The sequence below is a fragment of the Streptomyces racemochromogenes genome, assembly GCF_039535215.1.
Taxonomy (GTDB): domain Bacteria; phylum Actinomycetota; class Actinomycetes; order Streptomycetales; family Streptomycetaceae; genus Streptomyces; species Streptomyces racemochromogenes.
On record NZ_BAAAWT010000001.1, the window covers coordinates 3340522 to 3367086 of the forward strand.

A 26565-nucleotide genomic window follows, 5' to 3' on the forward strand; every position below is an offset into this window, starting at 1 on the left:
CCAGAGCGAAGAGCCGGGGGGACGGAACGTGTCGAAGCTGACCGGGTGGTGGAAGAAGCGCAACAGCGCGGGGAAGGTCGAGCTGTACACACGCTGGTCCTTCCACCTGTTCGTGCTCATCGAGATCGTGTCCTTCGGACTGGTCGCCGTCGTCTCCAGCGCGGAGAACGACACACCGCGGCCCCTCGCACTCGCCGCCCTGGCCGTGGTCGTCGCCCACGCGGTCCTCATCGGCTTCCTCTCCTCCAGCGCCCTCGACGCCGTCTGCGGCCGCCGCGAACGCCCGGTCCGGCTCGCGGTGGTGACCACCGCCGCCACCGTCGCGGCCGTACTGCTCTTCCTGTTCCTGCGCCGGTTCGGCAGCCTCGACGAATCCGTGGCCCCCGGCCTGGTCGTGGGGGTGACCTGCTTCGGCTGCGGATCCCTCGTCCTCGCCGTGGAGAAGGTCCAGCACATGAAGTACGTACCCCTGGTCGCCGCGGTGGGCACCGGAGCGACCGTCGCCGCGCTCGGCCTGCCGCTCGGCGAGGCCGTGGGGTACTTCGTCGCCGTCCTGGTCGCCGGCGTCTTCCTCGCCTTCACCTGCGGGTTCTCCGGCTGGCTGCTGCGCACCGTCTACGAACTCGACCACGCCCGGGAGGTCCAGGCGCAGTTGGCGGTGGCCGAGGAGCGGCTGCGCTTCGGGCGGGACCTGCACGACGTGATGGGCCGCAACCTGGCGGTGATCGCCCTCAAGAGCGAGCTGGCGGTGCAGCTGGCCCGGCGCGAACGCCCCGAGGCCGTGGACCAGATGATCGAGGTGCAGCGGATCGCGCGCGAGTCGCAGCGGGAGGTGCGCGACGTCGTGCGCGGCTACCGGGAGGCGGACCTCTCCGTGGAGCTGGAGGGCGCGCGCGGGGTGCTGAGCGCGGCCGGGATGGACTGCCGCGTCGAGTACGCGACGGCCGGGCGGCAGCTGCCGGGCGAGGTGCAGTCGGCGCTGGGCTGGGTGGTCCGGGAGGCGACGACGAACGTCCTGCGGCACGGGGACGCGCGCAGCTGCCTGATCCGGCTCGCCGCGCCGGCGGACTCGGGCACGGTGACGCTGCTGGTGGAGAACGACGGGGTGCCCGAGACACCCGCCGGAATGCCCGGATCCGGCCTCGCGGGGCTGCGGGAGCGGCTCGCGGCGGTGGACGGGACCCTGCTGGCGGGGCCGGCCGAGGGCGGCCGGTTCCGGCTGCGGGCCGAGGTGCCCCTGGACACACGACGAGTGGAGGTGCGGGCGTGAGCCCCGTACGCGTACTTCTGGCCGACGACGAGCACCTGATCCGGGGCGCGCTGGCCGCACTGCTGGGCCTGGAGGACGACCTCGTCGTCGTGGCCGAGGCGGCCTCCGGGCCGGAGGCGCTGGCGATGGCGCGGGCGCACCGGCCGGACGTGGCGGTGCTGGACCTCCAGATGCCGGGCGCCGACGGTGTGAGCGTGGCCACATCGCTGCGGGCCGAACTGCCCGACTGCAAGACCATGATCGTGACCAGTCACGGGCGTCCCGGGCACCTGAAGCGGGCCCTCGCGGCCGGGGTGCGGGCCTTCGCGCCGAAGACGGTCTCCGCGCAGCGGCTGGCCGAGCTGATCCGCACCGTGCACGCCGGAGGGCGGTACGTGGACCCCGAGTTGGCGGCCGACGCGATCAGCGCGGGCGACTCCCCGCTGACCGCCCGCGAGGCGGAGGTGCTGGAACTCGCGGCGGACGGGGCGCCGATCGCGGAGATCGCGGAGCGGGCCTCGCTGTCGCAGGGGACCGTACGCAACTACCTGTCCTCGGCGGCGACGAAGCTCGGCGCGGAGAACCGGCACACCGCGGTGCGTCTCGCACGGCAGCGGGGTTGGGTATAGTGGGTGTCGCGCTACGGCGCACAGGCGGACATAGCTCAGTTGGTAGAGCACCACCTTGCCAAGGTGGATGTCGCGCGTTCGAGTCGCGTTGTCCGCTCAGCTGGCGAAGGCCCCGATCACCGATCGGGGCCTTCGTCGTGTCAGCTCCAGGTCTGACCGGTGAGGCGCTCGTAGGCCTCGACGTACTTGGCGCGGGTCCGCGCCACGACCTCCTGCGGGAGGACCGGCGGCGGGAGCTCGCCCTTGGAGTCCCAGCCGGAGGCCGGGGAGGCCAGCCAGTCGCGGACGTACTGCTTGTCGAACGAGGGCTGGGTGCGGCCCGGCTGCCACTGGTCGGCCGGCCAGAAGCGGGAGGAGTCCGGGGTGAGGACCTCGTCGGCGGCGACGAGCGTGCCGTCCTTGTCGAAGCCGAACTCGAACTTGGTGTCCGCCAGGATGATGCCGCGCTCGCGGGCGATGTCCCGGGCCCGCCCGTACACGGCGAGGGTGGTCTGGCGCAGCAGCGCCGCCGTCTCGGCGCCGGTGGTGCGGGCGACCTCCTCGTAGGAGACGTTCTCGTCGTGGTCGCCGACCTCCGCCTTGGCGGCCGGGGTGAAGATCGGGGCGGGCAGCTCGGAGCCGTCCACCAGGCCCTCGGGGAGGGCGAGTCCGCAGACCGTGCGGGTCTGGACGTACTCCTTGAGACCGGAGCCGGTGAGGTAGCCGCGGGCCACGCACTCGACGGGGACCATGTCGAGGCTCTTGCAGACCAGCGTGCGGCCCTCCCAGTCGGCGGGGGCGCCGGCGGGCAGGTCCGTGCCGATGACGTGGTTGGGGACCAGGTCGGCGAGCTGGTCGAACCACCAGAGGGAGAGCTGCGTCAGGATGCGGCCCTTCTCCGGGATCTCGGTGGGCAGCACCCAGTCGGCGGCGGAGATCCGGTCGCTGGCGACCATCACGAGGTTGCCGTCCTCGTCGCGGTAGAGGTCGCGGACCTTGCCGGTGTGGAGGTGGTGGAGGCCGGGCACCTGCACCGGCTCGGGCTTTTCGACGAATCCGGGCACGGGTTCTCCCTGTGGTTCTGTACGAGCGCGGGACCATTCTCCCGCACCCGTCCGCGAACGGGGACAACGGGTCCGGTCAGTCCCGCTTGCAGATCCGGTCGAGGAGGTTCGCCGTCGCCCGCTGGACCCGCTCGTCCACGTGCCCGGGGCGGTCGAGTGCCGGGGACCAGGCGAAGGTGCCGGACGCGAAGACCAGGGAGCCGCTCGGGGCCCGGTACAGGGAGGTCTCCTGGTGGCGCTTGGCCCCCTCGCCGTCGAGGTACGGGGAGTGGGCGAGCAGGATGCGGTCCTGGTGCTCGGGGAGCTGGGTGCGCGGGAAGTATCGGTCGGCCTCGCCGGCCACCAGCCCGTCGAGCTCGTCGTTCTCCGCGGCGCCGGTGGAGTCCCAGAGCCAGTGCGTGGCGTTGCGGACGACCAGCGGCGCGGGCTCGGGGACCCGCCCCGCGTACTGGATGCCGAGCAGCTGCTGTTCGGGGCGGTCGACCTCGCGCCACAGGCTGGGGCGGCCGGGGCCGCGGCGTTTTCGGCAGGTCAGCAGCCGGTCCTCGACCCCCGAGGGCGAGGGGGAGAGCTCCACCTGCCAGTACATGGTGTTGGCGGAGAGGAAGACAAGGGAGGTGCCGTGGTCGCGGGCGCGCTCGACGGTGCGGCGCATGGGGACCGACCAGTACTCGTCGTGGCCGGGGAAGACCAGGCCCCGGTAGCGGGTCGGATCGACGCGGCCGGAGTGCAGGTCGCGGGTGTCGGCGTACGCGAGGTCGTAGCCGTAGCGCTCGGCCCAGCGGATGAAGTCGTAGGCGTGGCCCACGTGCAGCGGCAGGCCGGCGCCCGCGTAGGGGCGGTCGAAGGAGACGGTGATGGCCGCGTCGCGCTCGCCGAGCAGCCGGCCCTGCTCGTCCCAGGCGTGGTAGAGGCTGGCGCCCGTGCGGCCGTCCTCGGGGTAGAGGTTGTAGGCCTGCCAGGTGATGTCCGGGAGCAGCAGGAGGAGGTCGGCGGGGTGGTCGTCGCGGACCGTGAAGGGGATGTGGGAGCGGTATCCGTCGGCGGTGGTGAGGACGGCCACGTAGGCGCCGATGCTCCAGTACGAGGGGACCTGGAGCCGCCAGGAGAGCCACCAGTGGTGGCAGGAGACGGTGCGGTCGGCGGTGAGCGGGGGCGGCTGGACGATGCCGGACAGCCGGGGGCTGGTGGTGATCTTGGAAGCGCCGTCGCCGCCGTAGTGGCCGATCCGGTAGACGTCGACGGAGAACTGCTGGGGCGGGTCGACGGTGACGTGGAAGTCGATGGCCTCGCCGGGGGCGACGGCTCCGGTGGAGGCGAAGCCCTTGATCTGCCGGTGCACGTCGTCCGCGGTGCGGGGGCCGCCGCCCCGGGGGCTCTGGGCGGGGACGCGGGGGCGGCCGTCCGGGCCGTGGCCCGGGGTGGCGACGGCGGGGTCCACGTACCAGGGGACCACCTGGCCGGTGTCGTCGAAGTACAGCTCGCTGCCCCGGAACCAGGGCAGCGGGCCCTGCCCGAAGGGGTCGGTGACCGCGTGCGCGAGCGCGCCCGACTCCCAACGCCGGATCTGGTCCGCACCCATACCGCTTCCCTCCCTCGCTCCCCCGAACGCCTTTGCTCCCGTCAGGTGCGCGGCGGCATTTCGGACACCTTTCCGCGACCGGTCCCAAGCACATCACATAACGCACTCACTCCGTCACCGTTCGTCGTGAATTGACGTGAACGGAACGCGGGGGGCGGGCGGGCGCTTCAGAGGAGGCGTACGGGCTTCTCGGGGCGCACGCCGAGCTCCGCGAGCCAGTCGCGCAGCGGCGCCGGGTCCCCGTCCTCGACGAGGGAGAGCACGCGTGGGGCGAGGTCGGCGCGGCGCTCGCCGCCGACCAGCAGGACGGGGCCGTCCAGCCAGTCCATGCCCGGGCCCGCGCCGGCCGAGTCCACGGCGGCGCAGCAGACGAGGGCGGTGACGTGGTCGGCGAGCAGGTCGCGCCCGCTGCGCGGGGGCTGGAGCGGGAACAGCGGCAGCGTGTCCGCGCCGCCGCGGGGCTGCGGCCTGGCGGCTCCGGCGGCGCGCTCCTCCCGGGCCAGGTCGCCGCTGAGCCGCCCGGCGAGGGCCTCCCCGGCCGCGCCCTCCCCGGCGGGGTCGGTGAGGTAGCCGAGGACCCGCTCCAGCGTCGCCCCGCCCGGGGGAACCGGTCCGCCCGCGCCGGGGGCCCGGTCCGCGGCGCGGGCGGCGGCGGGGGCGGAGGGGCCGCCGGGGGCACCCGGGGCACCGCTCACGGAGGCTCCGGCGGGGGCGGGGGCGCCCGTGGTGACGGGCACGGGCTCCGCCGGGGCCGCGGGGGCGTCCGGCCGGGGCCGGCCGGCGGCGGGCGGTGCCAGCTCCGCCGGGACGGACAGGGCGTCCAGGGCGGCGTGCAGGCGGGCCGCCTCGGTACGCCACTTGCGGTCCACGACCTCCTGCGGGTACGCCGCCCAGTCCACGGGGGACCAGTCCGGGCCCGCCTCGGCCGGGCCGCCGTGGAACAGCCTGGCCGCCAGCAGGGAGGCGGCCTCGTCGACCACGCCGGGCTGCTCCAGCAGGTCGCAGGCGGGGCGCTCGCCGAGCCGCGAGGTGAACCCCTCCGCCAGCCGGTCCCGCCGGGACAGCTCGGTCAGGGCGGAGACCACCCCGGCGTCCAGGTGCGCCGGCCAGCGGCCCATCCGCCAGGCGGGCAGCGCGACCCGGGTCAGCAGCCGGTCCCAGCCCGCGTAGGCGAGGCCGACCTGCTCCTGGGCGACGATGCGCAGGCCGTAGTCCACACCCTGTGCGCGGTCGGAGGCGGCGGCGGCCACCCCGCGCTCCATCTCGGCGGCGTCCGTCCGGCACAGCCGCAGCAGCAGCCGGGCCGGGCGGCCGATCCAGCCCAGGCCGGGCCTGCCGCCGATGTCCGCCGCCGCGTCGAGCCCGCGGACGAAGCCGCGCGCGTCGGCTATGTCCGGATGCGCGGAGGGGCCCGTACCGGCGACGACGGGCGCGAGGACGGCCCGCAGCTCCGCGACCCGCATCCACCACAGGAAGGGCGATCCGATCACCAGGACGGGGGCCGCGCCGGGCTCGGACTCCGGTCCGGTGCCCGTGCCCCTGCCCCGGCGGCGGTGGGCGGCATGGGTGCGGTCCTCCAGCCAGCTGTCGCAGTCCGGGGTGAGGGCTATCGCGGAGGGCGCGGGGACGTCCATCCGGTCTGCCAGGTCCCGCACGAGGCGGTAGAGGTCGGGGGCGGCGGCTTCCGGCAGCGGCACCGTCGGGGTCACGGCGGGACCCGCGCGCAGCACCACCGCGCCGAATATCCCGCCCGCCAGCAGCACCAGGGCGGCCACCGCGCAGACGGCCAGGGTCACCGCCGGCCAGGGGTCACCGCCCAGCCGGCCCGTCATCCGGGCGGCGACGAGCACCACCGCGAGGGCGGCGGGCAGCAGGACGGCGGCCGTGGCCCTGCTGCGGACCCGCAGCACGGCGAGGGCCCGTGAACGCGCGGACGGCGCGCCCACTTCTGCGATCGAACCGGTTCCGGACACGGCCGGACCTCACCCCCTCTGCCCTGCGGCGGCTTTGCTCACTCCCCCACTGTGACACCCGCCACTGACATCGCAATGCCGGTGGGCCATGTGCCGGAATGCTTGCGCCGCACCCTAGTTGGGGCGGGCGCGGACGTCAGGCAGTCCGGGTGACGATCACCCGATGGAATGGCTTTGGCTAAAGGTGGCTGCGTTCGAAGGCGGCCGGATGCAGTCGCACGCGTACGCACGCGCGGACCCGGTGCGCTTCTCCGCACACCGGGCCCGCGTCATGACGGCCGTGCTGGTCAGCGGCCTTCGGCCGCCTTGGCGGCGATGTCCGTGCGGTGCTGGGACCCGTCGAGCTTGATCCGCCCGACCGCCTTATACGCCTTCTCGCGCGCCTGCGCCAGGTCGGAACCGGTCGCCGTCACCGACAGGACGCGACCGCCCGCGCTGACGACGGCGTCGCCCTCGCGGCGGGTCCCGGCGTGCAGCACGTACGCGTCGGGCGCGTCCTTCGCCGCCACGTCGCCGAGGCCCTCGATCGGGTCGCCGGTGCGCGGGGTATCGGGGTAGTTGTGCGAGGCGATGACCACCGTGACGGCCGCGTCGTCGCTCCAGTTCAGCGCCGGGAGGGAGTTCAGGGTGCCGTTGGCGGCGTTCAGCAGCACGCCGGCGAGGGGGGTGCGCAGCCGGGCCAGGACCACCTGGGTCTCGGGGTCGCCGAAGCGGGCGTTGAACTCGATGACGCGGGTGCCGCGGCTGGTGATGGCCAGGCCCGCGTAGAGCAGCCCGGAGAAGGGGGTGCCGCGGTGGCGGAGCTCGTCCACGGTCGGCTGGAGCACCAGCTCCATGACCTCGTCGACCAGCTTCGGGTCCGCCCATGGGAGCGGCGAGTACGCGCCCATGCCGCCGGTGTTGGGGCCCTGGTCGCCGTCGAGCGCGCGCTTGAAGTCCTGGGCGGGCTGGAGCGGCAGCACGGTGACGCCGTCGGTGATGGCGAAGAGGGAGACCTCGGGGCCGTCGAGGTACTCCTCGATGACGACGCGGTCGCAGGCCAGCGCGTGGTCGCGGGCGACGGCCCGGTCCTCGGTGACGACGACGCCCTTGCCGGCGGCGAGGCCGTCGTCCTTGACGACGTACGGGGCGCCGAAGGCGTCGAGGGCCGCGTCGACCTCCTCGGCGGTGGTGCAGACGTAGCTGCGCGCGGTCGGGACCCCGGCCGCGGCCATGACGTCCTTGGCGAAGGCCTTGGAACCCTCCAGCCGCGCGGCCTCGGCGGACGGCCCGAAGACCGGGATGCCGGCCGCGCGGACGGCGTCCGCCACGCCGGCGACGAGGGGGGCCTCCGGGCCGACGACGACCAGCCCGGCGCCGAGCTCGACGGCGAGGGCGGCGACCGCCGCGCCGTCGAGGGCGTCGACCGGGCGCAGCTCCGCCACCTCGGCGATGCCGGCGTTGCCGGGGGCGCAGTACAGCGCGGAGACGTCGGGGTCGAGGGACAGAGAGCGGCACAGGGCGTGTTCGCGGGCGCCGCCGCCGATGACGAGGACCTTCACGCCGCCCAGGGTAGCCCGGACGGCGCGGCCGGTTTCGTGCGGCCACCCAATCAGCGGGGGCTACTCGTTCGTGTATTCCTCCACAACGGTCGCCCCGAGCTCGCGCACGATCAGGTCGTGTCCGGTCAGGGCGCTGTCGACGAGGTCCGGGTCGTCCTCCTCCGGGACGTCGTCCTCGGGGGCGACCGGCGGCGGCGCCTGCTGCACGGGCGGCTGCGGGGCGGGGGCCGCCTGCGGGGGCGGCGGCTGGTACGCGGGCGGCTGCGGGACCTGCTGCGACGGCGGGGCCTGCGGGGCCGCCGGGGGCGGGCTGTAGGCGGGGGCGGCCGGCGCGGAGTAGGAGGAGTACGAGGAGGGCGCGGCCGGGGCCGGCCCGCCGCCCCCGACCACGGCGTCGATCTTCCAGTTGACCTGGAACTGCTCGGCCAGGACCGCCTTGAGGACGTCCTCGCTGCCGCTGCTCGCGAAGTTGTCGCGGGCTCCGGCGTTGGGGAAGCCGAGCTGGAGGGTGGTCCCGTCGAAGCCGGTGACCTGGGCGTTCTGGCTGAGCAGGATCCAGGTGAAGCGGCGGCGGTTCTTGACGGCCTCCAGCACGCCGGGCCACATCGCCTGGACCTGCCCGACGCCGGCCGCCATCTCGGCGGAGGGCGCGGCGGCGGCCGGGGCGGCGGGAGCGGAGGCCGCCGGGGCGGGGGTGGGTGCGGGGGCGGCCGGGGCTCCGCTGCCGGGGACGGCGGCGGAGGGCCAGGCCCCGGCGGCGGGCGTGGCCGGGGCGGCGGGCGCGGCGGGCGCGGCCGGTGTGGAGGCCCCGGGCCAGGCGCCGGGGGCGGGTGCCCCGCTGCCGGGCTGCGCCGCCCCGGGCCACGCACCGGGCGCCTGCGCGGGAGCGGCGGCGGCCGGAGCGGGGGCCTGGACGGGCGCGGGCGCCTGGGCGGGCGCGGGCGCCGGAGCCGGGGCGGGAGCCGGCACGGGCGGGACCTGCGCCGGCGCCGCGGCGGCGTCCGGCCCGGGTCCCCGTACGGCGGCACGCGCGGCGGCGACCCCGCCGCCGGGACCGGCCGGGGCCATGCCGTGCACCTCGGGCGCGGGCACGTAGCCCATGGCGGGCGCTGCGGCCGGCGCGGCGAAAGCGGCGGCGGGCGGCCCGCTGCGCTCCAGCCGGTCCAGCCGGGCCTGGAAGGAGCGCTCGTCGTCGAAGGCGGCCGGCAGCAGCACCCGGGCGCAGATCAGCTCCAGCTGGAGCCGGGGCGAGGTGGCGCCGCGCATCTCGGTGAGCCCGGCGTTGACCAGGTCGGCGGCGCGGCTGAGCTCGGCGGCGCCGAACACCGACGCCTGGGCCTGCATCCGTTCCACGACGTCGGCGGGGGCGTCGATCAGCCCCTTCTCCCCGGCGTCGGGCACGGCGGCCAGGATCACCAGGTCGCGCAGCCGCTCCAGCAGGTCGGCGACGAACCGGCGCGGGTCGTTGCCGCCCTCGACCACCCGGTCGACGACCTCGAACGCGGCGGCCCCGTCCCCGGCGGCGAAGGCGTCGACCACCGAATCGAGCAGCGACCCCTCCGTGTACCCGAGCAGGGAGGTGGCCATGGCGTATGTCACACCCTCCTCGCCGGCACCGGCGAGGAGCTGGTCCATGACGGACATGGAGTCACGCACGGACCCGGCACCGGCGCGCACGACGAGCGGCAGCACGCCGTCCTCGACCTTGGCGCCCTCGCGCCCGCAGACCTCGCCGAGGTAGTCGCGCAGCGTCCCGGGCGGCACGAGCCGGAAGGGGTAGTGGTGCGTCCGGGAGCGGATCGTCCCGATGACCTTCTCGGGCTCGGTGGTCGCGAAGATGAACTTGAGGTGCTCCGGCGGCTCCTCGACCACCTTCAGCAGGGCGTTGAAGCCCGCCGAGGTGACCATGTGCGCCTCGTCGATGATGTAGATCTTGTACCGGCTCGACGCGGGCCCGAAGAAGGCCTTCTCGCGCAGGTCACGGGCGTCGTCGACACCACCGTGCGAGGCGGCGTCGATCTCGATGACGTCGATGGACCCCGGCCCGTTCCTGGCGAGGTCCCGGCAGGACTGGCACTCCCCGCACGGATCCGGGGTGGGGCCCTGCTCACAGTTGAGGCAGCGCGCCAGGATGCGCGCGCTGGTCGTCTTGCCGCAGCCGCGCGGGCCGCTGAACAGGTACGCGTGATTGACCCGGTTGTTCCGCAGGGCCTGCATCAGCGGGGCAGTGACATGCTCCTGCCCGATGACCTCGGCGAACGACTCGGGGCGGTAGCGGCGGTACAGCGCAAGGGACGACACGTCTACGAGGTTATCCGGGCCCACCGACAACCACGGCCCGCCGACGCCCCCGGACCCGCCCCGGAACGCAAAGCGCCCCTCACGCACCCGCCAGAGCCCACTTACCCTTGCTGCCTTCCGGCCCTGGGGGAGTTGGGTGAGATAGCGCCACGTGAGGGGCTGGGCCCCACCCTAGCGGATACGGGGCCCCGGAATCGAGCCGGACCCCTCCCCGGATCCACCCGGGACCGCCGGCCGGGATCGTGTTCGCGAGCACCCCTCAACGTCTTGTATTGTTTGCGGCGGAGGATTCGCCTAGAGGCCTAGGGCGCACGCTTGGAAAGCGTGTTGGGGGCAACCCCTCACGAGTTCGAATCTCGTATCCTCCGCACTCGCCCGCAAGGGCAACCGAAGGACCCGACCGCTCAGCGGCCGGGTCCTTCGCCGTTCCGCGGCCATGCCACCCCAGACGTGGGATCAAGCGCCCGGCCAGTTCCCCTGCGCGGTCACCACGGGAAGCCCTCGGCGCAGCCGTACGCGACGAAGGCGCCGGCCATCAGGACGGCGGTCGCGGCCAGGCCCCGCCGGCACCACTCCGGAAAGGTGCACAGGGCGACCAGGCCCGGGCCGGCGGCCAGGGCGGCGAAGCTCAGGAGCGAGGGCTCCGGGTACTCGCGGACGGAGAGCGGGGCCAGCAGCGCCAGGGCGTACATCTGCAGGGCGAGGCAGGCGGGAACGGTCGCCGCCCTCGGCCGGACGTCCAGCAGGCGCAGGGCGACCACGTAGAAGACCGCCGTCACGGCCAGCCACGAGGCGAAGGCGATGAACTGGAACACCGGCAAGCAGATCGTGGGGCCGGATTCGCAGCGGCCGTCCTCGGTGGCGCCCCACCACCACAGCCCCATCGCCAGGTATCCGGTGAACAGACCGGCGAGGGTGCTGCCCACCACTGAGTAGATCTTGTCCATGCGTCAGACGCTCCCAGTGCGGGACCGACGCGTCCTGAGTACGCGTACTCAGAAGTGGCCACTTTCGTAGACACTGTCTACTCCCCGGCGTCGACAGTGCCCCCGTCGGCGCCGGGCGGCTCAGGTCCCGCGTCGGCGCAGGGACTCCTGGGCGGCGACGTACTTCAGCATCAGGCGGGCGAAGTCCAGGCGTTCGCGCTCGCTCCAGTCGGCGGTGACGTACTCGAAGGCCGAGCGCTGGTGCCTGCGGAAGCGGGCCATCAGCTCCTCGCCCTCGGGGCTGAGGTGGAGGACCGTGCGGCGGCCGTCCCGCTGGGAGGCGGCGCGGACCAGGTAGCCGGCGGAGATGCAGTCGGACACCATGCGGCTGGCCACCGAGGGGTCGGTGCCCAGGTGCGCGCCGACCGCGCCGACGGTGACCTCGCGGGCGCCGTCCTGCCCGATCTCCAGGACCACGTTGAGGACCAGGGTCCGGCCCAGGTCCTTCTGGGAGATCGGGTTCTCGACCTCCAGGAGCGAGGAGCGCCGCAGTTTCCCGAACGCCGGGCCGACGGCGTTCAGGAGGTCCTCGTCGCCCATGTCCGCCACGTCCGCCTGCTGCTTCGTCATGACCCTCATCGTACATACGTGACTGTCGGCAAACATGTGTTGACCCGAAAACGTGTGCATGCAAGCATGCATATGTCAGCGGTCAGGCAATGACGGCCGCCCTCGCGAACGGAGAACCCATGAGCACCCTCGTCACCGGCGCCCGAGGCAAGGTCGGCCGGGCCCTCGTCGGCCGCCTGCACTCCGCCGGACACGCCGTCCGCGCCGCCAGTTCCCACCCCGCGCGGCTCACCGTCCCGGACGGGGTCGAGACCCGTGAGCTCGTCCTCGACCGTCCCGAGACCTTCGCCGCCGCACTGGACGGCGTCCGGCAGGTCTTCCTCTATCCCGAGCCCGCCGGCATCCAGGAGCTGATCGCCGCCGCCGAGGCCGCCGGCGTCGAGCACGTCGTCCTGCTGTCCTCGTCCTCCGTCCTCGCCCCGGGCGCCGCGCACGACGCGCTCGCGAGCCACAGCCTGGAGGTCGAGCGAGCCCTCACCGCCTCCGCCCTGACCTGCACCTTCCTGCGCCCGGACGCCTTCGCCAGCAACTCCTTCGGCTGGGCGTACCCCATCGGCCGGTCCCTGCCGGTCCAGCTCGCCTACCCGGACGCGCACATCGCGCCCATCCACCCCGAGGACATCGCCGACATCGCCTTCGAGGCCCTCACCGGCGACGCCCTCACCGGCCGCCGGCTCACCCTGACCGGCTCCGAGTCGCTCACCTTCCGACACCAACTGGCGGTCCTGGCCGACGCGATCGGCCGCGAGATCCCCGTCGAGCAGATCACCCGCGCCGAGGCCGAGCGCCAGATGGGCGCCCACATGCCCGCCCCGATGGTCTCCTCGCTGCTCGACCTGTGGGAGGCCGCGAACCACGGCCCCGCCACCGTCGCCGACACCACCGAGACCCTCCTCGGACGGCCCGCCCGCACCTACGCGCAATGGGCCCGCGAGAACGCCGCCGCCTTCACCGGCCACTGATGACACCCGGGCGCAGGCCCGCCCCTCACGCCCCCCCTTCACCACCACACGCCGTGTCACGGAACGTGACCTCCGCCTACCGTCGGTCATGACAGCTGGCCGGGCGGGAAACGAGGAGGAAGCGGATGAGGAACCGGATGGGTGTGGGGACGCGGAGGGGAATGGGGACGCGGGCGCGGAGGGCGGCGGGGCTGGTCGGCGCGTGCGCGGCGGCCGTGGCGCTGGCGCTGGCGGCCCCCGGTACGGCACAGGCGGCCCAGGGCGTCCTGTTCATCGACGGCGCGCCGAACGAAGCCCCCAGCGGCTGCTTCCCCCTGGGCGACTTCGCCCCCTCGGAGGTCGCCAACTTCACGAACGGGGTGGCCTGGGTGTGGGACGGCGCGAACTGCGACGGCCGGGTGGTGCACGCGATCCTCCCGGGCCGGATCGCGATCGGTCACGGCCGGAGCCTGTTCATCGAGTAGGACGCCGCAGGGCCTCCAGCGCCCCTCCCCCTGGGGCGGGCCGGCCAGCGCAACCGCGCCCGTACCGGGCGCGGTTGGGTACGCGTACTCACGACACCGCGGCCGTCCGGGCCGACGCTGGAGGCACACCACGCCCCAGGGAGAGCCGATGAACGCGCGCACGCTGATACGCCTGACCTTCGCCAATCCCGCCTCGGCGGTGTACCTCACCCTCGTCGCCGGGGCCATCGCGGTGGCGACGGGCATCACCCTCTTCGGTCAGGACCCGGGGTTCGTCTGGATCTGGCCCACCCTCGTCACCGCCCCGTCCTCCTTCGCCGCGACGGCCGTCGGCATGCTGCTCTGGGGCGCGTCGAAGCCTCCCCTGTGGTTCTCCGCCGGTGTGCTGGTCGCCTGTGGCCTCGTGCAGTCCGCGGCGCTGGGCGCCGCCTGGGAGGCCGTCCGGCGCGGCCGGCGCCACGGCCGGCCGCACGGCCGACCGTAGGCACCAGGCGCCCCGCAAGCCGGGCGGCCTAGCCGAAGCTCGGCATCTCCCCGGCCGTCGTCGACAGGTCGATCACCGCGAACGCCGCCCCCTGCGGGTCGGTGACCGCCGCGAAGCGGCCGAAGGGGCTGTCCATCGGCCCGAAGTGCAGCTGCCCGCCGTGCTTGCGGGTCTTCGCGACCGCCTCGTCGCAGTCCGGCACCGCGAAGTAGACCTGTACGTAGGAGGGGATCTCCGGCGGGAACTCCTCGCCCATCCTCATCCGGCCCAGCAGCGGGTTCTGCGGACCGCCCACGCTGAAGACCTTGAAGTCCATCCCGGCCGCCTCGGGGTCGTCACCGGGGTCCATCTGCTGCGACTCGTACGGGAAGACCTGCGAAAGGAAGGCGTCCGCCTTGTCCGGCTCGCGCGTGAACACCTCCGCCCAGGCGTACGCACCGGCCTCGCCGAGCTTCTCGAAGCCCTTGTGCTCACCGGGCTGCCAGACGCCGAAGACCGCGCCGCTCGGCTCCTTGGCGATCGCCATCGTCCCGAACGAGCCGACCTGCATCGGCTCCATCATCAGCGCGCCGCCCGCCGCCCTGATCTTCTCGGCGGTGGCGGCGGCGTCGGACGAGGCGAAGTAGAGACACCACTGCGAGGGGGCGTCACCGCCCGGCATCGGCGGCACCACGGCCGCGACCGCCTTGCCGTCGGAATAGGCCTGCGTGTAGTTGCCGTACTCGCTGCTGGCCTCGCCGAAGGTCCAGCCCAGCACGTCGCCGTAGAACTCCTTGGCGCCCTCCACGTCGGAGAACATCGCGTCCACCCAGCACGGGGCGCCTTCCGGGAACTCAGCCATGGTCGATCGACTCCTGTGTCGTCTGCCGTCCGTACGCGTGCTTGTCCTGTCGCTCCCACGCTAGGCGGGGGGTCTGACAATCGCGCGCCGACCGGGCGCCGGGGCCGCCGCCGGGGGAGGCTTGGGGCATGGACGACATCACCATCCGGCTCGCGCAGCAGCCCGAGGCCGACGCCCTGCTCGCGCGCAGCCCGCTGGCCGCGCTCACCGGCATGCTGCTCGACCAGCAGGTGCCGATGGAGTGGGCGTTCTCGGGGCCCTGGACCATCGCCCGGCGGCTCGGCACCGACGACCTCGACGCGCACGCCATCGCCGCCCACGACCCGGAGGCCTTCGCGGCGCTGCTGTCGCAGAAGCCCGCCGTGCACCGCTACCCGGGATCGATGGCGAAGCGGATCCAGCAGCTCTGCGCGTACCTGGTGGAGCACTACGACGGAGACGCGGCCGCCGTGTGGGCCGACGCCTCCAGCGGCGCCGAGCTGCTGGCCCGGCTGAAGGCACTGCCGGGGTTCGGGGAGCAGAAGGCGCAGATCTTCCTGGCCCTGCTGGGCAAGCGGTTCGGCGTCCGACCCGAGGGCTGGCGCGAGGCCGCCGGCGGCTACGGCCTGCCGGGCGTCCACCGCTCGGCGGCCGACATCACGGGCCCGGAGTCCCTGGCGAAGGTCCGCGAGTACAAGCAGGCCCAGAAGGCCGCCGCCAAGCGCTCCGCGTCAGCCGACGGGGCGTGAACTCGCAGCGGGCAAACGGAGTTGGGCGCTCCAGGGGCACCCGTCGGCAGAGCGGCGGAGCGGTCGCCGTAGGGTCGGGATCATGACCGAGAACCTCACCCGCGCCGCGAACGCCGAAGTCATCTCCGACGGCCCCGGCAGCTTCATCACCCTGCTCACCGACACCCCCGAACTCACCTGCAACACCGCACGCTTCGAGGTGGGCGCGGCCGGGGCCCCGGTGCACTTCCACACCAAGGCCACCGAGTTCTTCCACGTCACCGACGGCCGGCTCGACGTCCTCGTCGGGGACGAGGTCCACACCCTCGCCAAGGGCGACTTCATCAGCATCGCCCCCGGCGTGAAGCACGCCTTCGCCCCGGCCGCCGGCCACACCGCCGAGGTGTTCGTCGGCTTCACCCCCGGCATGGCCCGCTTCGACTACTACCGCCTCCTCGGGCGGGTGCGCGCGGGCGAGGCCACCGTGCAGGACATCATCGACAGCCAGCCCACGTACGACAACCACTACGCCGAGAGCGACGCCTGGGCCGCCCGGCCGCGCAGCACCGAGGCGTAGACCTCGTCGGCGTCGAGCCGCCGCAGCTCCTCCGCGATCAGCTCGGCGGTGCTGCGGATCTTCAGCGCGACCTTGCGATCGGGCCAGCCCGGCAGCACCAGCGTGGCCAGCGAGCCGGTCGGGCGGTCCACGACCACCTCGCCCACGGAGGTCTCCAGCCGGACCCGGGTGATCAGCGGCCCGTCCGAGGCCACCCGCGCCACCGGCACGCCGAGGCGGTCCTCCAGCCAGCGCGCCAGCAGCTCGGCGCTCGCGTTGTCGGGCTCGCTCTCCACCGCGCCGCCGGTCACCGGAAGCGGCTTCTGGTCGAACGCGCAGGCCAGCAGGGAGCGCCACGGCGTGAGCCGGGTCCAGGCGAGGTCGGTGTCGCCGGGGGCGTACGAGGCCGCGCGCGCGTCCAGCACGCCGAGCGGGTCCGGGGCCTCCTGCGCGTCGGTGATCCGCCGCTGGGCCAGCGCGCCCAGGTCGTCGCGGGCGGGATCGGCGGGCGCCTCGGCCGGCCACCACGCCACCACCGGCGCGTCCGGCGCCAGCAGCGGGAGCACCACCGAGCCGGCCTGGGTGGTGAGTTCGCCGTGCAGGCGCAGGATCACCGTCTCCCCGGACCCGGCGTCCGATCCCACGCGCAGTTCGGCGTCGAGCCGGGTCCGGCGCCGCCGTTCCGGGCCCCGGTGGGTCCGCTTGATCACCGCGATGATCCGGCACGGGTGCTCCCGCGAGGCCTCGGAGGCCGCGCGTACGGCGTCGTAGGCGTGCTCCTCGTCGGTGACGATGACGAGGGTCAGCACCAGCCCCATGGTCTGGCTGCCAACGGCCCGGCGGGCGTCGAGCAGCGCCCGGCCGATCTTGCTGGACGTGGTGTCGGTGAGTTCGGTCCGCATGCCCCGAGTCTGTCAGCGCCCGCCGGGTGCCCGACAGCCGGTTCGCTCGACTCCGTCTTGAGGGCGACCGTGGCGTCCCCGGTCAGCGGCGGCGGCGCGCGGTCCCGAAGACCGACCGGGAGATCTCCCGTCCCAGCTGCGTCCCGATCGACCGTGCCAGGGAACGGAACAGCCCGCTGCCCACGACCTGTTCGGCCAGGGAGGGTTCCGGTTTCGGGGCGGAGCGGGCGGCCCTCGCCGCGTCCTTGGCCTGCTTCTCGGCCTCCGCCGCCGCGGCGGCCGCCTCCGCCGCGGCCTCCGCGGCGGCCTGTTCTGCGGTGATCTTCTCGTACGCGGACTCGCGGTCGACCGGCTCGGCGTAGCGCGCGTACAGCGGTGAGGACGTGACCGCCCGGTCCAGGGCCTCGGCGCCGACCGGCCCCATCAGCGACTGCGGTGCGCGCAGCCGGGTGGCGGCGACCGGGGTCGGGGCGCCCTTCTCGCTGAGCACCGTGACGACGGCCTCGCCGGTGCCGAGCCCGGTGAGCGTCTCCTCCAGGTCGTAGGGGGAGTTGGGGAAGGTCTTCACCGTGGCCTTGAGGGCCTTCGCGTCGTCGGGGGTGAAGGCGCGCAGGGCGTGCTGGACGCGGTTGCCGAGCTGGGCGAGCACGTCCGCGGGCACGTCCTTGGGGGTCTGGGTGACGAAGAAGACGCCGATCCCCTTGGAGCGGATCAGCCGGACGGTCTGGGTGATGGATTGCAAGAACGCCTTCGAGGCGCCGTTGAAGAGGAGGTGCGCCTCGTCGAAGAAGAACACCAGCTTGGGCTGTTCCAGATCGCCGACTTCGGGAAGTCCTCCGTAGAGGTCGGCGAGCAGCCACATCAGGAATGTGGAGAAAAGCTGCGGTTTGTCCTGTACTGCCGGGAGTTCCAGGACGGAGACCACTCCGCGCCCGTCGGCGGCCGTCCGGAGCAATTCACTGGTGTCGAATTCGGGCTCGCCGAAGAATTCCGAGGCGCCCTGCTGCTCGAATGCGGTCAGAGCGCGCAGGATCACCCCGGCGGTCACGGTGGAGAGGCCGCCGATTCCCTTCAGCTCCGGCCTTCCCTCGTCGGACACGAGGAAGGCGACGACCGCCCGCAGGTCCTTGAGGTCGATCAGCTCCAGGCCCTTGGAGTCGGCGTAGTGGAAGATCAGGCCGAGGGACTGCTCCTGCGTCGGGTTGAGCTGGAGCACCTTCGACATCAGCACCGGCCCGAAGGCCGTCACGCTCGCGCGGACCGGGATCCCGGGGCCGATCCCGCCGAGGGAGTAGAACTCGGCGGGGTACGCGGTCGCCTCCCACTCCTGCGCGACCTCGCCGGCCCTGGCCGCGGTCCGCTCGTTCGCCGCGCCGGGCGCGGAGATGCCGGAGACGTCGCCCTTGACGTCGGCCAGGAAGACGGGCACGCCGTTCGCCGACAGCTGCTCGGCGATCAGCTGGAGCGTCTTGGTCTTGCCGGTGCCGGTCGCCCCGGCCACCAGCCCGTGCCGGTTGAGCATGGCGAGGGGGATCCGGATCTGCCGCTCGGGCAGGCACTTCCCGTCCCAGAGCAGCGCTCCGAGGTCGAGCGCCGCGCCGGTGAAGGCGTACCCGGCGGCGATCGCGTCGACGGCGGGGGCGGGCGCCCCGGACGGTTCGGACGGGTCGGCCGGAACCGCCGGGCCGGTGCTCTGGCTCATGCATCCCTCCCGGAATAGGCCTGTCTGCCACTTTTGCACCGACAGCGCGAGGCTGCGCCCGGAGGCACCGGCCCGGTAGGCTTTCCGTGTGATCTTCAAGCGCATCGGAAACGGGCGGCCGTACCCCGACCACGGCCGGGAGAGCGTCCGGCAGTGGGCGGACGTCGCGCCGCGCCCGGTACGGCTCGACCAGCTCGTGACGACCAAGGGGCAGCTGGACCTAGAGACCCTGCTCGCGGAGGACTCCACCTTCTACGGGGACCTCTTCGCCCACGTCGTGAAGTGGCAGGGCGACCTCTACCTGGAGGACGGGCTGCACCGCGCCGTGCGCGCGGCCCTCCAGCAGCGCCAGGTCCTGCACGCACGCGTCCTCGAACTGGACTGATTGCGCCTTTCGGGTCTGCCTTACCCGATCAACAGATCATTTCGTAGGCATCGTTCCGGTACGGCACTACGCTGCGCCCATGAGCATGCTCACTCCCCCCGGCATGGGCGGAAAGTACCGCGTAACGGGAGCTGCCTACCCCCGTATGAGCCGTCCCCGGCGGCGTCGGAAGATCGTCCTCGCCCTGCTCGGATCCGTCCTGGCCCTGGCCCTGCTGGGCTACGGGGCGCTGCAGCTCATCGACGTGTTCGGCGGCGACGACAGCGGCAAGCGCAACACGGCGGCGTCCGACGGGAACTGCCCCACGGCCTCCGCCAAACCCGCGAACGCCGTGAAACCAGCCACCGCCCCGGACGCGGGCCCCGCCGTCTCCAAGGCCCCCGCGGTCGCCCTTCCGCAGCCCGGCCAGATCACCGTCAACGTCTACAACGCGACCCCGCGCGCCGGCCTGGCCAAGGCCGTCGGCGACGAACTGAAGAAGCGCGGCTTCGCCGTCGGCCACGTCGGCAACGCCCCCGCCGACTTCGACAAGAAGGTCCCAGGCGCCGGGATACTGCTCGGCTCCCCGCGGACGGACAAGGCCGCCTACTCCGTCCTCGGCACCCAGCTCGCCGGGGTCACCACCCAGACCGACGCCCGCGAGGGCGCGGACATCGACCTGATCCTCGGCGACTCCTTCAAGGAGCTCAGCACGAAGGAGGACGCGGACAAGGCGCTGGCCGTCCTGGCCAACCCCGCGCCCACGCCCGCGCCCTCCGCGAAGTGCTGATCCCCTGAGGGTCCTCTCGAGGGTCCTCTGACAGGAGTACTGCTACTCGGCCGAGCCGTACATGCGGTCGCCCGCGTCGCCCAGGCCCGGGACGATGTAGCCGTGCTCGTTGAGCCGCTCGTCCACGGCGGCCGTCACCACCGTCACCGGCGTGCCCGCCAGCTCGCGCTCCATGACCTCGACGCCCTCCGGCGCGGCCAGCAGCACCACGGCGGTCACGTCGTCGGCGCCGCGCTTGATGAGCTCCTGGATCGCGGCGACCAGCGTGCCGCCGGTGGCCAGCATCGGGTCCACCACGTACACCTGGCGGCCGGAGAGGTCCTCGGGCATGCGCGTCGCGTACGTGGAGGCCTCCAGGGTCTCCTCGTTGCGGACCATGCCCAGGAAGCCCACCTCGGCGGTCGGCAGCAGCCGCACCATGCCGTCCAGCATGCCGAGGCCGGCGCGCAGGATCGGGACGACCAGCGGGCGCGGGTACGACAGCTTGACGCCGGTGGTCGGGCCGACCGGGGTCTCGATGTCGGACTGCTCGGTGCGCACGTCGCGGGTGGCCTCGTACGCGAGCAGCGTCACCAGCTCGTCGGCGAGCCGGCGGAAGGTGGGGGAGTCGGTGCGCTTGTCGCGCAGCGTGGTGAGTTTGTGCGCCACCAAGGGGTGATCGACGACCTGCAAACGCACAACATCCTCCAAGACTCAGCCGGGCTTCGACCTGCGATCAGCGAACTGCGAGACCCTGCTACCTGCGAAAACGGCCGCCTGTTCGCGACCCACTGGCAAAAGGCTACGCGCTGTGCGCACCGCCGCGCGTCCGCCGCGGGCCCTGAGATGCGGCCCGCCGCCGCGCCCAGCACGCTGGACTGGTGACCAACGGACTGGTGATCGCGGCCGTCGACGGATCCGAGCACAGCCTCCGCGCCCTGGAGTGGGCCCGCACGGCCGCCCTGCGGCACGGCACCGGCCTGCTGGTCGCCCACGTGCTGCCCGACGCCGCCCAGCTGTACGCCGGCCGCCGCTCGGCCCTGCACGACCCGAACGAGCCCGAGGAGTACGCGGACCCCGTGGGCGACCGCGTGCGCGCCATCCTGGAGGCCTCCCCCGAGCGGCCCGCGGAGGTCCGCTACGAGGCCCTGGAGGGCTCGGTCCCGGAGGCCCTGCGGGTGATCAGCGCCGAGGGGGCGCCCCGGATGCTGGTGATGGGCTCCCGAGGACGCGGCGGGTTCGCCACGCTGCTGCTCGGCTCGAACAGCAGGGCCGTGGCCACCACCGCCTCCTGCCCCGTCGTGGTGGTCCCGCACGCCGACCGCGACGCGGCCGCCGGGCCCTCCGGGGAGGCCGCGGGCGCCTCGGCCGGCAAGGTGGTGCTCGGGCTGCACGTCACCGAGACGCCCGAGGACGTGCTCTCCTTCGCCTTCGCGGAAGCCGCCGCACGGGGGACCACCGTCCAGGTGGTCTCGGCGTACGCGATCCCGCCCGGCCCGGCGAACCTGCTCGGCGGCCCCTTCGCCGTGATCCCGCCCGAGGCCCTCGCCGACGAAGGGGACTCCGTGCCGGCCGAACGGGAGATGCTGCGGGCCCAGACCCGGCGGCTGGAGGCGGTGCGCCGCCGGTACCCGGACGTGCCCGTCGAGCAGGCCGCCGAACCCGGGAACGCGGCCGGGCGGCTGGTGGACGCGTCCCGGTCGGCCGCGCTGGTCGTGGTGGGCCGCCACCACCCGCGCGTACGGTCCCTGCTGATCGGGTCGGTCGCGCACGCGGTGCTCCAGCACGCGCACGGCCCGGTGGCCGTCGTACCCGCCCTCACCGACACGGACGCCGAGGACTGACCCCTGACCTGGGGCGATCTGCGCGCCCTCGGCATCAAACGCGCCGGCCGGGGGAAGGGGGGATCCGGGGGGTCTGCTCCGTGACGGCGGAGGAGGACGACCGGACCAGCCTGGGGTGGTGCCGATGCCCGAGACGCAGTCGAACGACACCGACGGGAGAGAGGCGTACGAGGCGCCGGAGACGGCGGCGCAGCGCAGGGCGCGACGCGCGCAGTTCCTGCGCGATCTGAACGAGGCCAGGGAGCTGCGCGACCGGGTCCAGCCCCGGCGCGCCCGAGCGGCCCGGATGCGGCAGCAGATGCGGATGCGCACCTTCCGCTGGTGACCGGGCGACCGGGCGGGGCCGGGGCGTGCCACGCGGTGCGCGGCCCGGCCCACCGGCGTGCGCTCCGACGGCCCCCTGACCGGGCGCGAGGCCGGGTGCGCCGTCGGCGCCGCGACACGGCCGCCGCGCGGAAGACCTCTCGCAAAGCCGCTGTTTCTGCCACGATGCCGATTGGGCGGGGTGCGGACGGCAAGCGTCACGGCCGTGCACACCCCAACCTCCGGCCGGGGGGATCTCCAACCGGCACGCCTATGACCAGTGGGAGAGTCACGGTGTATTTCGCCGCACTGCTCGCGCGCACCGAAGACGGGTGGGAAGCGAGCGACATGGAACTCGACGACGTCGAGTCCCTCAGTGATCTGATCGATCTCGCACGGTCCGCCGCTGTCGACGACGACACGGTGGTCGCCCTCATCGAGCAGGAGGACGCCTGGTTCGGCGTCATCCGCGTGGACGGAGAGGAGGACCCCCGCTACTTCGTGTCGAACGCCTCCGTGGCCGACCGCAGCTCCTACGGATCGATGCTCACGAAGGAGCTGCTGGGCACCGACGAGGAGGACGACGGCCTCGACGTACTGGACCTGGACGGCACCGAGGACGGCGAGGAGGAGCCGGTCGCCGCCTACGCGGACGAGGAGGACGGCGCGGACGAGGAGCCGCGCGCCGGCTCCGAGCCCCTGCCGGCCGGTCCCCTCGGCGACCCCCGGCTGCTGGACGACCTCGGGGTCGGCCACAAGGAACTGCTGACCCTCGACGGAGACGCCGTCACCGAGATCGCCGACGCCCTCGGCGCCACCGACGTGCTGGAGGCCGTCCGCTAGTGATCACCGAGCACCACTTCACGTACGGCCCCGATCCCGTACGGGATCCCTGGCGGGACTCCATGCGCCTGGCGCTGGAGGAGGCCGCCCTGGCGGTACCGGCCGGCGACGTGCCGGTCGGTGCCGTCGTGCTCGGCCCCGGCGGGGAGCTCCTCTCCACCGGGCACAACGAACGGGAGGCCGCCGCAGATCCCACGGCGCACGCCGAGCTGCTGGCGCTGCGCCGGGCGGCCGCCCGGCTCGGGGAGTGGCGGCTGACCGGGTGCACCCTGGTGGTGACCCTGGAGCCGTGCGTGATGTGTGCGGGCGCGCTGGTGCAGTCCCGCGTGGCGCGGGTCGTCTACGGCGCGGGGGACGAGAAGGCGGGCGCGGCCGGGTCACTGTGGGACCTCGTACGCGACCGCCGGCTCAACCACCGCCCCGAAGTGATCCGCGGGGTACTGGAGCAGGAGTGCGCACGGCAGCTCACGGACTTCTTCCGGGATCTGTGAGCCCCCCGCGGGAGCCTTCCGGGAGGGGTGAGCCAGGCCACGTCCTGCGGATTTGCAAAGCACTCCCCACCTTGGGCTAGGATCTCTCTCGGTGGTGTGTCCGAGTGGCCGAAGGAGCTCGCCTCGAAAGCGAGTATGGGGCAACCCATCGGGGGTTCAAATCCCTCCACCACCGCCACTGAGAGCCCCGGTTCGTACGAACCGGGGCTCTCGCGCGTGCCCGCCGTGACCGGCCGCCCGCTCGGCCGTTGTCACGGCATGACCAAGACCCAGCGCATGCTCGCCGCCTTCGCCCTCGCGGGGGCCGCCGCGGGCCTCGCCGCACCCGCCGCCTCCGCCGCGCCCCTGGACGCGGCCCCGCTCAGCCTCCCGGACCTCCCGGCCGCCGCCCCGGGCATGCCCGCCGGCGCCCAGCCCTCCGTCCCCGAGATCGGCGGGCGGCTCAGCCAGGGCGCGAACCAGCTCAACCAGCTGATGACCCTGCCCGACCAGCTCTCCCCCGTGATCGCGCCCGTCCAGCCGGTCCTGGGCCTCGCCGGCGCCATCCAGTAGCACCCGGCCCCTCCCCGCCCGCCCCCGCCCCGGACGCGAAGAAGGTCCCGACCTGGGTCGGGACCTTCGACGGTGGGGACGGGGGAAGTGGCGACCGGGGGGACAAGCCACTTCCCCCGACGGGGACGGAACCTGCCAGCCCGAGCCGCAGTCAGGGGGGAAGCCCGCGGCTCGGACCCCGCAGTGAGGTCCTGTCCCTCACCCACCGGTTTCCTGCCAGAACCGGTGGGCTCGTGTTCCATCCTGCGCCCGCCCCGACCGGGCAACCCAGCGGCAAAGGGCCCCAACCACCGGGTCATTGGTCCTTAAAGGACAGGTGAGTGACCAAACCTGACCGGTTAGACTCACCCGACTTTGCAGCGCCGGTTGGGGAGGCCGACACCGTCCATGGACACCAAGAAACTCATCACGGGCGTCCTCACCGTGTTCGTCCTCTTCGTGATCATCACCCAGCCCAAGCGGGCGGCGGAGATGGTGGGAATAGGCTTCCAGGGCATATCGGATGCCGCCTCCGGCATCGGCGAGTTCATCACCGAACTGGTGAACTGAAACCGCACGCCGAAGCGATTTTTGGACTTCCGGGTCCCCCACTCCGACGGGTGGGGGACCTTTCGCGTTCACGGTGGGGGGAGCCGGTAAAAGGAATACCCCTAAATGCCCAACTTGCCCTCAACACGGCTATATACGGTGCTTGCACATAGTGCACATCTCTTGTGATGCTATGACCGCTTTTGACCGATGAGTTGATCGAAGGGGTGGCGTGACCGTGCCGGCCAGTACTGCGCCTCAGGTGCCTCCCCAGCAAGAGCTCCGCCCGCACGAACCGCGCCACCAGGAGCCGCGCCCGGCGGAGCCCCGTACGGCCGAGCCCCGCGCGGCCGAACCCCGTAGCGCCGAGCCCCGCCCGGGCGGCGCCCTTCCGGGGGAGCCGCGCGCGGGGGAGCCGCGAACCGGGCCCGGGCCGCAGGAGCAGCCGGCGGAGCAGTCGCAGGAGCAGCCGCAGGACGCATCCCCGGACGCGTCCCGGGAGCCGTCCCAGGACGCGGCCCCGCCGCCGCCCAGGCCGCAGGGCCGGGGCGCCGACACCCGGGCACTGACCCAGGTGCTCTTCGGCCAGCTGAAGAACCTGGAGCCGGGCAGCAGCGAGCACTTCCGGGTGCGTGGGGCGCTGATCGAGGCCAACCTCCCGCTCGTCCGGTACGCCGCCGCCCGCTTCCGCAGCCGCAACGAGCCGATGGAGGACGTGGTCCAGGTCGGCACCATCGGCCTGATCAACGCGATCGACCGGTTCGACCCGGAGCGCGGGGTCCAGTTCCCCACCTTCGCGATGCCGACGGTCGTGGGCGAGATCAAACGGTACTTCCGCGACAACGTCCGCACCGTCCACGTCCCGCGCCGCCTCCACGAGTTGTGGGTGCAGGTGAACGCCGCGACCGAGGACCTCACCACCCTCCACGGCCGGACCCCGACCACTCCCGAGATCGCCGAGCGGCTGCGGATCAGCGAGGACGAGGTGCTGTCCTGCATCGAGGCGGGCCGCAGCTACCACGCGACCTCGCTGGAGGCCGCGCAAGAGGGCGACGGCATGCCCGGGCTGCTCGACCGGCTCGGCTACGAGGATCCCGAACTGGCCGGCGTCGAGCACCGTGACCTCGTGCGGCACCTGCTGGTCCAGCTGCCCGAACGGGAGCAGCGGATCCTCCTCCTGCGCTACTACAACAATCTGACGCAGTCGCAGATCAGCGCGGAGCTGGGCGTCTCGCAGATGCACGTCTCCCGGCTGCTCGCCCGGAGCTTCGCCCGTCTGAGATCCGCAAACAGGATCGAGGCCTAACCGGATCGGGTGGACCTGTTCCAGCGTTTCCCTACAGAATCGGCTCATTCTGCTCGGTCGGCCGACTGTCGCTGGAGATACTTGTCGACATGACGCTACAGCGTGTTGCCGACATGTGACATTCTGCTGGAACCGCGTTTGCCGCAGCTCCGCCTCCGGTATTCAGGTGGAGGCTGCGTTCCTCCGACGGGCGCAGAGACGCGACCGTCCGCGACCTCAAGGGGGTGGCATGTCCGCAGAACAGGGCAGCTCCAAGGTGCTCACGCTCGACACGCGTGAGCTGCCGGCAGTGGCCGACCGCTCGGAAGCCATCGACACCCGCACCCTCTCCCGCTCCCTCTTCCAGCGACTCGCCGCCCTGGACGTGGACAGCCCCGAACGGGCGTACGTACGAGACACCCTGATCGAGCTGAACCTGCCGCTGGTGCGCTACGCGGCGGCCCGGTTCCGCAGCCGGAACGAGCCGATGGAGGACATCGTCCAGGTCGGCACCATCGGCCTGATCAAGGCGATCGACCGGTTCGACTGCGAACGCGGCGTGGAGTTCCCGACGTTCGCGATGCCGACCGTCGTGGGCGAGATCAAACGATTCTTTCGAGACACTTCCTGGTCCGTCCGCGTCCCGCGCAGGCTCCAGGAACTGCGCCTCGCGCTGACCAAGGCGAGCGACGAACTGGCCCAGAAGCTGGACCGGTCCCCGACCGTCCCCGAGCTGGCGGCCGTGCTCGGCGTCTCCGAGGAGGAGGTCGTCGACGGCCTCGCCGTCGGGAACGCCTACACCGCCTCCTCGCTCGACTCGCCCTCCCCGGAGGACGAGGGCGGCGAGGGCTCGCTCGCGGACCGCCTCGGGTACGAGGACAGCGCGCTGGAGGGCGTCGAGTACCGCGAGTCGCTCAAGCCGCTGCTCGCCAAACTCCCGCCCCGGGAACGGCAGATCATCATGCTGCGGTTCTTCGCGAACATGACCCAGTCGCAGATCGGCGAGGAGGTCGGCATCTCCCAGATGCACGTCTCCCGGCTGCTCACCCGCACGCTCGCCCAGCTGCGGACGGGCCTGATCGGGGACTGAGGCA

General features: G+C 73.2%; 28 protein-coding genes, 3 tRNA genes and 1 other RNA gene. 20 read left to right on the forward strand and 12 right to left on the reverse strand.

Features of this window, described 5'->3' with window-relative positions; translation table 11 throughout:
- The first annotated feature begins 28 nt into the window (after positions 1–28).
- From ABD973_RS15330 to ABD973_RS15340, 3 genes are all read left to right on the forward strand, one after another.
- On the forward strand, positions 29–1270 hold the full coding sequence (locus ABD973_RS15330; RefSeq protein ID WP_125821811.1) for a sensor histidine kinase: 1242 nt from the start codon (positions 29–31) through the stop codon (positions 1268–1270).
- Positions 1267–1878 carry a response regulator transcription factor gene (locus tag ABD973_RS15335; RefSeq protein WP_007265383.1) on the forward strand — a complete coding sequence of 204 codons (612 nt, stop codon included), beginning with the start codon at positions 1267–1269 and terminating at the stop codon, positions 1876–1878. Before ABD973_RS15330 ends, ABD973_RS15335 begins: the two co-directional genes overlap by 4 nt.
- A gap of 24 nt (positions 1879–1902) precedes the next feature.
- Positions 1903–1975, forward strand: a tRNA-Gly gene (locus ABD973_RS15340).
- A gap of 43 nt (positions 1976–2018) precedes the next feature.
- Here ABD973_RS15340 and ABD973_RS15345 read toward each other — a convergent pair.
- The 6 genes from ABD973_RS15345 to ffs all read right to left on the reverse strand — a co-directional run bounded on the left by ABD973_RS15345 (position 2019) and on the right by ffs (position 10482).
- Entirely contained in the window at positions 2019–2921 is a 903-nt protein-coding gene (locus tag ABD973_RS15345) for a phosphoribosylaminoimidazolesuccinocarboxamide synthase (protein WP_125821810.1), read from the reverse strand.
- Between the two features lie 76 nt (positions 2922–2997).
- Complete coding sequence (locus ABD973_RS15350; protein WP_125821809.1) at positions 2998–4503, reverse strand: N,N-dimethylformamidase beta subunit family domain-containing protein; 1506 nt, start codon at positions 4501–4503, stop codon at positions 2998–3000.
- Between the two features lie 167 nt (positions 4504–4670).
- Entirely contained in the window at positions 4671–6476 is a 1806-nt protein-coding gene (locus tag ABD973_RS15355) for a M48 family metalloprotease (RefSeq protein WP_125821808.1), read from the reverse strand.
- A gap of 287 nt (positions 6477–6763) precedes the next feature.
- A complete protein-coding gene (gene purD, locus ABD973_RS15360; protein ID WP_125821807.1) occupies positions 6764–8017 on the reverse strand; it encodes a phosphoribosylamine--glycine ligase in 1254 nt (417 codons plus the stop codon).
- Between the two features lie 60 nt (positions 8018–8077).
- Positions 8078–10318, reverse strand: coding sequence for a DNA polymerase III subunit gamma and tau (locus ABD973_RS15365; RefSeq protein ID WP_345500353.1), 2241 nt, complete (start codon positions 10316–10318; stop codon positions 8078–8080).
- 65 nt (positions 10319–10383) lie between these two features.
- An RNA gene (gene ffs / locus ABD973_RS15370) (signal recognition particle sRNA small type) lies at positions 10384–10482 on the reverse strand.
- Positions 10483–10601: 119 nt separating this feature from the next.
- Here ffs and ABD973_RS15375 point away from each other — a divergent pair.
- Positions 10602–10686, forward strand: a tRNA-Ser gene (locus ABD973_RS15375).
- Positions 10687–10803: 117 nt separating this feature from the next.
- Here the strand turns inward: ABD973_RS15375 and ABD973_RS15380 are convergent.
- Positions 10804–11265: a hypothetical protein gene (locus tag ABD973_RS15380; RefSeq protein WP_345500354.1), complete on the reverse strand. Its 462-nt coding sequence runs from the start codon at positions 11263–11265 to the stop codon at positions 10804–10806.
- Positions 11266–11385: 120 nt separating this feature from the next.
- A complete protein-coding gene (locus tag ABD973_RS15385; RefSeq protein ID WP_345500355.1) occupies positions 11386–11874 on the reverse strand; it encodes a MarR family winged helix-turn-helix transcriptional regulator in 489 nt (162 codons plus the stop codon).
- A 119-nt stretch (positions 11875–11993) separates the two neighbouring features.
- On the opposite strand from ABD973_RS15385, the gene ABD973_RS15390 reads away from it, so the two are divergent.
- The 3 genes from ABD973_RS15390 to ABD973_RS15400 all read left to right on the forward strand — a co-directional run bounded on the left by ABD973_RS15390 (position 11994) and on the right by ABD973_RS15400 (position 13784).
- On the forward strand, positions 11994–12836 hold the full coding sequence (locus tag ABD973_RS15390) for an NAD(P)H-binding protein (RefSeq protein WP_345500356.1): 843 nt from the start codon (positions 11994–11996) through the stop codon (positions 12834–12836).
- A 125-nt stretch (positions 12837–12961) separates the two neighbouring features.
- Positions 12962–13300 (forward strand): hypothetical protein, encoded by a 339-nt coding sequence (locus tag ABD973_RS15395; RefSeq protein WP_345500358.1) that lies wholly within the window; start codon positions 12962–12964, stop codon positions 13298–13300.
- 148 nt (positions 13301–13448) lie between these two features.
- A complete protein-coding gene (locus tag ABD973_RS15400; RefSeq protein ID WP_125821801.1) occupies positions 13449–13784 on the forward strand; it encodes an SCO4225 family membrane protein in 336 nt (111 codons plus the stop codon).
- A 28-nt stretch (positions 13785–13812) separates the two neighbouring features.
- On the opposite strand, the gene ABD973_RS15405 is transcribed toward ABD973_RS15400, so the two are convergent.
- Positions 13813–14625: a VOC family protein gene (locus tag ABD973_RS15405; RefSeq protein ID WP_345500360.1), complete on the reverse strand. Its 813-nt coding sequence runs from the start codon at positions 14623–14625 to the stop codon at positions 13813–13815.
- A gap of 128 nt (positions 14626–14753) precedes the next feature.
- On the opposite strand from ABD973_RS15405, the gene ABD973_RS15410 reads away from it, so the two are divergent.
- Together ABD973_RS15410 and ABD973_RS15415 are read left to right on the forward strand one after the other, a co-directional pair.
- Positions 14754–15353, forward strand: coding sequence for an HhH-GPD-type base excision DNA repair protein (locus ABD973_RS15410; protein ID WP_125601143.1), 600 nt, complete (start codon positions 14754–14756; stop codon positions 15351–15353).
- 82 nt (positions 15354–15435) lie between these two features.
- Positions 15436–15909 (forward strand): cupin domain-containing protein, encoded by a 474-nt coding sequence (locus tag ABD973_RS15415; RefSeq protein ID WP_125821798.1) that lies wholly within the window; start codon positions 15436–15438, stop codon positions 15907–15909.
- Here the strand turns inward: ABD973_RS15415 and opcA are convergent.
- Together opcA and ABD973_RS15425 are read right to left on the reverse strand one after the other, a co-directional pair.
- On the reverse strand, positions 15858–16790 hold the full coding sequence (opcA, locus tag ABD973_RS15420; RefSeq protein ID WP_125821797.1) for a glucose-6-phosphate dehydrogenase assembly protein OpcA: 933 nt from the start codon (positions 16788–16790) through the stop codon (positions 15858–15860). The genes ABD973_RS15415 and opcA overlap by 52 nt on opposite strands.
- Positions 16791–16872: 82 nt before the next feature.
- Entirely contained in the window at positions 16873–18492 is a 1620-nt protein-coding gene (locus ABD973_RS15425) for a helicase HerA-like domain-containing protein (RefSeq protein ID WP_345500362.1), read from the reverse strand.
- Between the two features lie 88 nt (positions 18493–18580).
- Here ABD973_RS15425 and ABD973_RS15430 point away from each other — a divergent pair, with 88 nt between their 5' ends.
- Positions 18581–18877, forward strand: coding sequence for a type II toxin-antitoxin system VapB family antitoxin (locus ABD973_RS15430; RefSeq protein WP_125601156.1), 297 nt, complete (start codon positions 18581–18583; stop codon positions 18875–18877).
- A 103-nt stretch (positions 18878–18980) separates the two neighbouring features.
- Positions 18981–19646 carry a LytR C-terminal domain-containing protein gene (locus ABD973_RS15435; protein WP_185899576.1) on the forward strand — a complete coding sequence of 222 codons (666 nt, stop codon included), beginning with the start codon at positions 18981–18983 and terminating at the stop codon, positions 19644–19646.
- Positions 19647–19688: 42 nt separating this feature from the next.
- Here ABD973_RS15435 and upp read toward each other — a convergent pair whose 3' ends face one another.
- Positions 19689–20324, reverse strand: coding sequence for a uracil phosphoribosyltransferase (gene upp, locus ABD973_RS15440; protein WP_007265356.1), 636 nt, complete (start codon positions 20322–20324; stop codon positions 19689–19691).
- Positions 20325–20506: 182 nt separating this feature from the next.
- Between upp and ABD973_RS15445 the strand changes: the two genes are divergently transcribed.
- The 9 genes from ABD973_RS15445 to ABD973_RS15485 all read left to right on the forward strand — a co-directional run bounded on the left by ABD973_RS15445 (position 20507) and on the right by ABD973_RS15485 (position 26561).
- Positions 20507–21469, forward strand: coding sequence for a universal stress protein (locus tag ABD973_RS15445; protein ID WP_241253310.1), 963 nt, complete (start codon positions 20507–20509; stop codon positions 21467–21469).
- 124 nt (positions 21470–21593) lie between these two features.
- A complete protein-coding gene (locus ABD973_RS15450) occupies positions 21594–21794 on the forward strand; it encodes a hypothetical protein (RefSeq protein WP_185899574.1) in 201 nt (66 codons plus the stop codon).
- A gap of 272 nt (positions 21795–22066) precedes the next feature.
- Complete coding sequence (locus ABD973_RS15455) at positions 22067–22615, forward strand: tRNA adenosine deaminase-associated protein (RefSeq protein WP_125824079.1); 549 nt, start codon at positions 22067–22069, stop codon at positions 22613–22615.
- The gene (gene tadA / locus ABD973_RS15460) at positions 22615–23106 is read left to right on the forward strand and encodes a tRNA adenosine(34) deaminase TadA (protein ID WP_125601168.1); all 492 of its coding nucleotides are present in this window, start codon (positions 22615–22617) and stop codon (positions 23104–23106) included. Before ABD973_RS15455 ends, tadA begins: the two co-directional genes overlap by 1 nt.
- Before the next feature lie 90 nt (positions 23107–23196).
- Positions 23197–23284: transfer RNA gene (locus tag ABD973_RS15465), tRNA-Ser, on the forward strand.
- An 80-nt stretch (positions 23285–23364) separates the two neighbouring features.
- Positions 23365–23658: a hypothetical protein gene (locus ABD973_RS15470; RefSeq protein WP_125601171.1), complete on the forward strand. Its 294-nt coding sequence runs from the start codon at positions 23365–23367 to the stop codon at positions 23656–23658.
- A gap of 387 nt (positions 23659–24045) precedes the next feature.
- Positions 24046–24207: a hypothetical protein gene (locus ABD973_RS15475; protein ID WP_164720920.1), complete on the forward strand. Its 162-nt coding sequence runs from the start codon at positions 24046–24048 to the stop codon at positions 24205–24207.
- A gap of 241 nt (positions 24208–24448) precedes the next feature.
- Entirely contained in the window at positions 24449–25492 is a 1044-nt protein-coding gene (locus ABD973_RS15480) for an RNA polymerase sigma factor SigF (RefSeq protein ID WP_345500368.1), read from the forward strand.
- Positions 25493–25721: 229 nt separating this feature from the next.
- Positions 25722–26561, forward strand: a complete 840-nt coding sequence (locus tag ABD973_RS15485) for an RNA polymerase sigma factor SigF (RefSeq protein WP_125605148.1) — start codon at positions 25722–25724, stop codon at positions 26559–26561.
- Positions 26562–26565 lie beyond the last annotated feature (4 nt).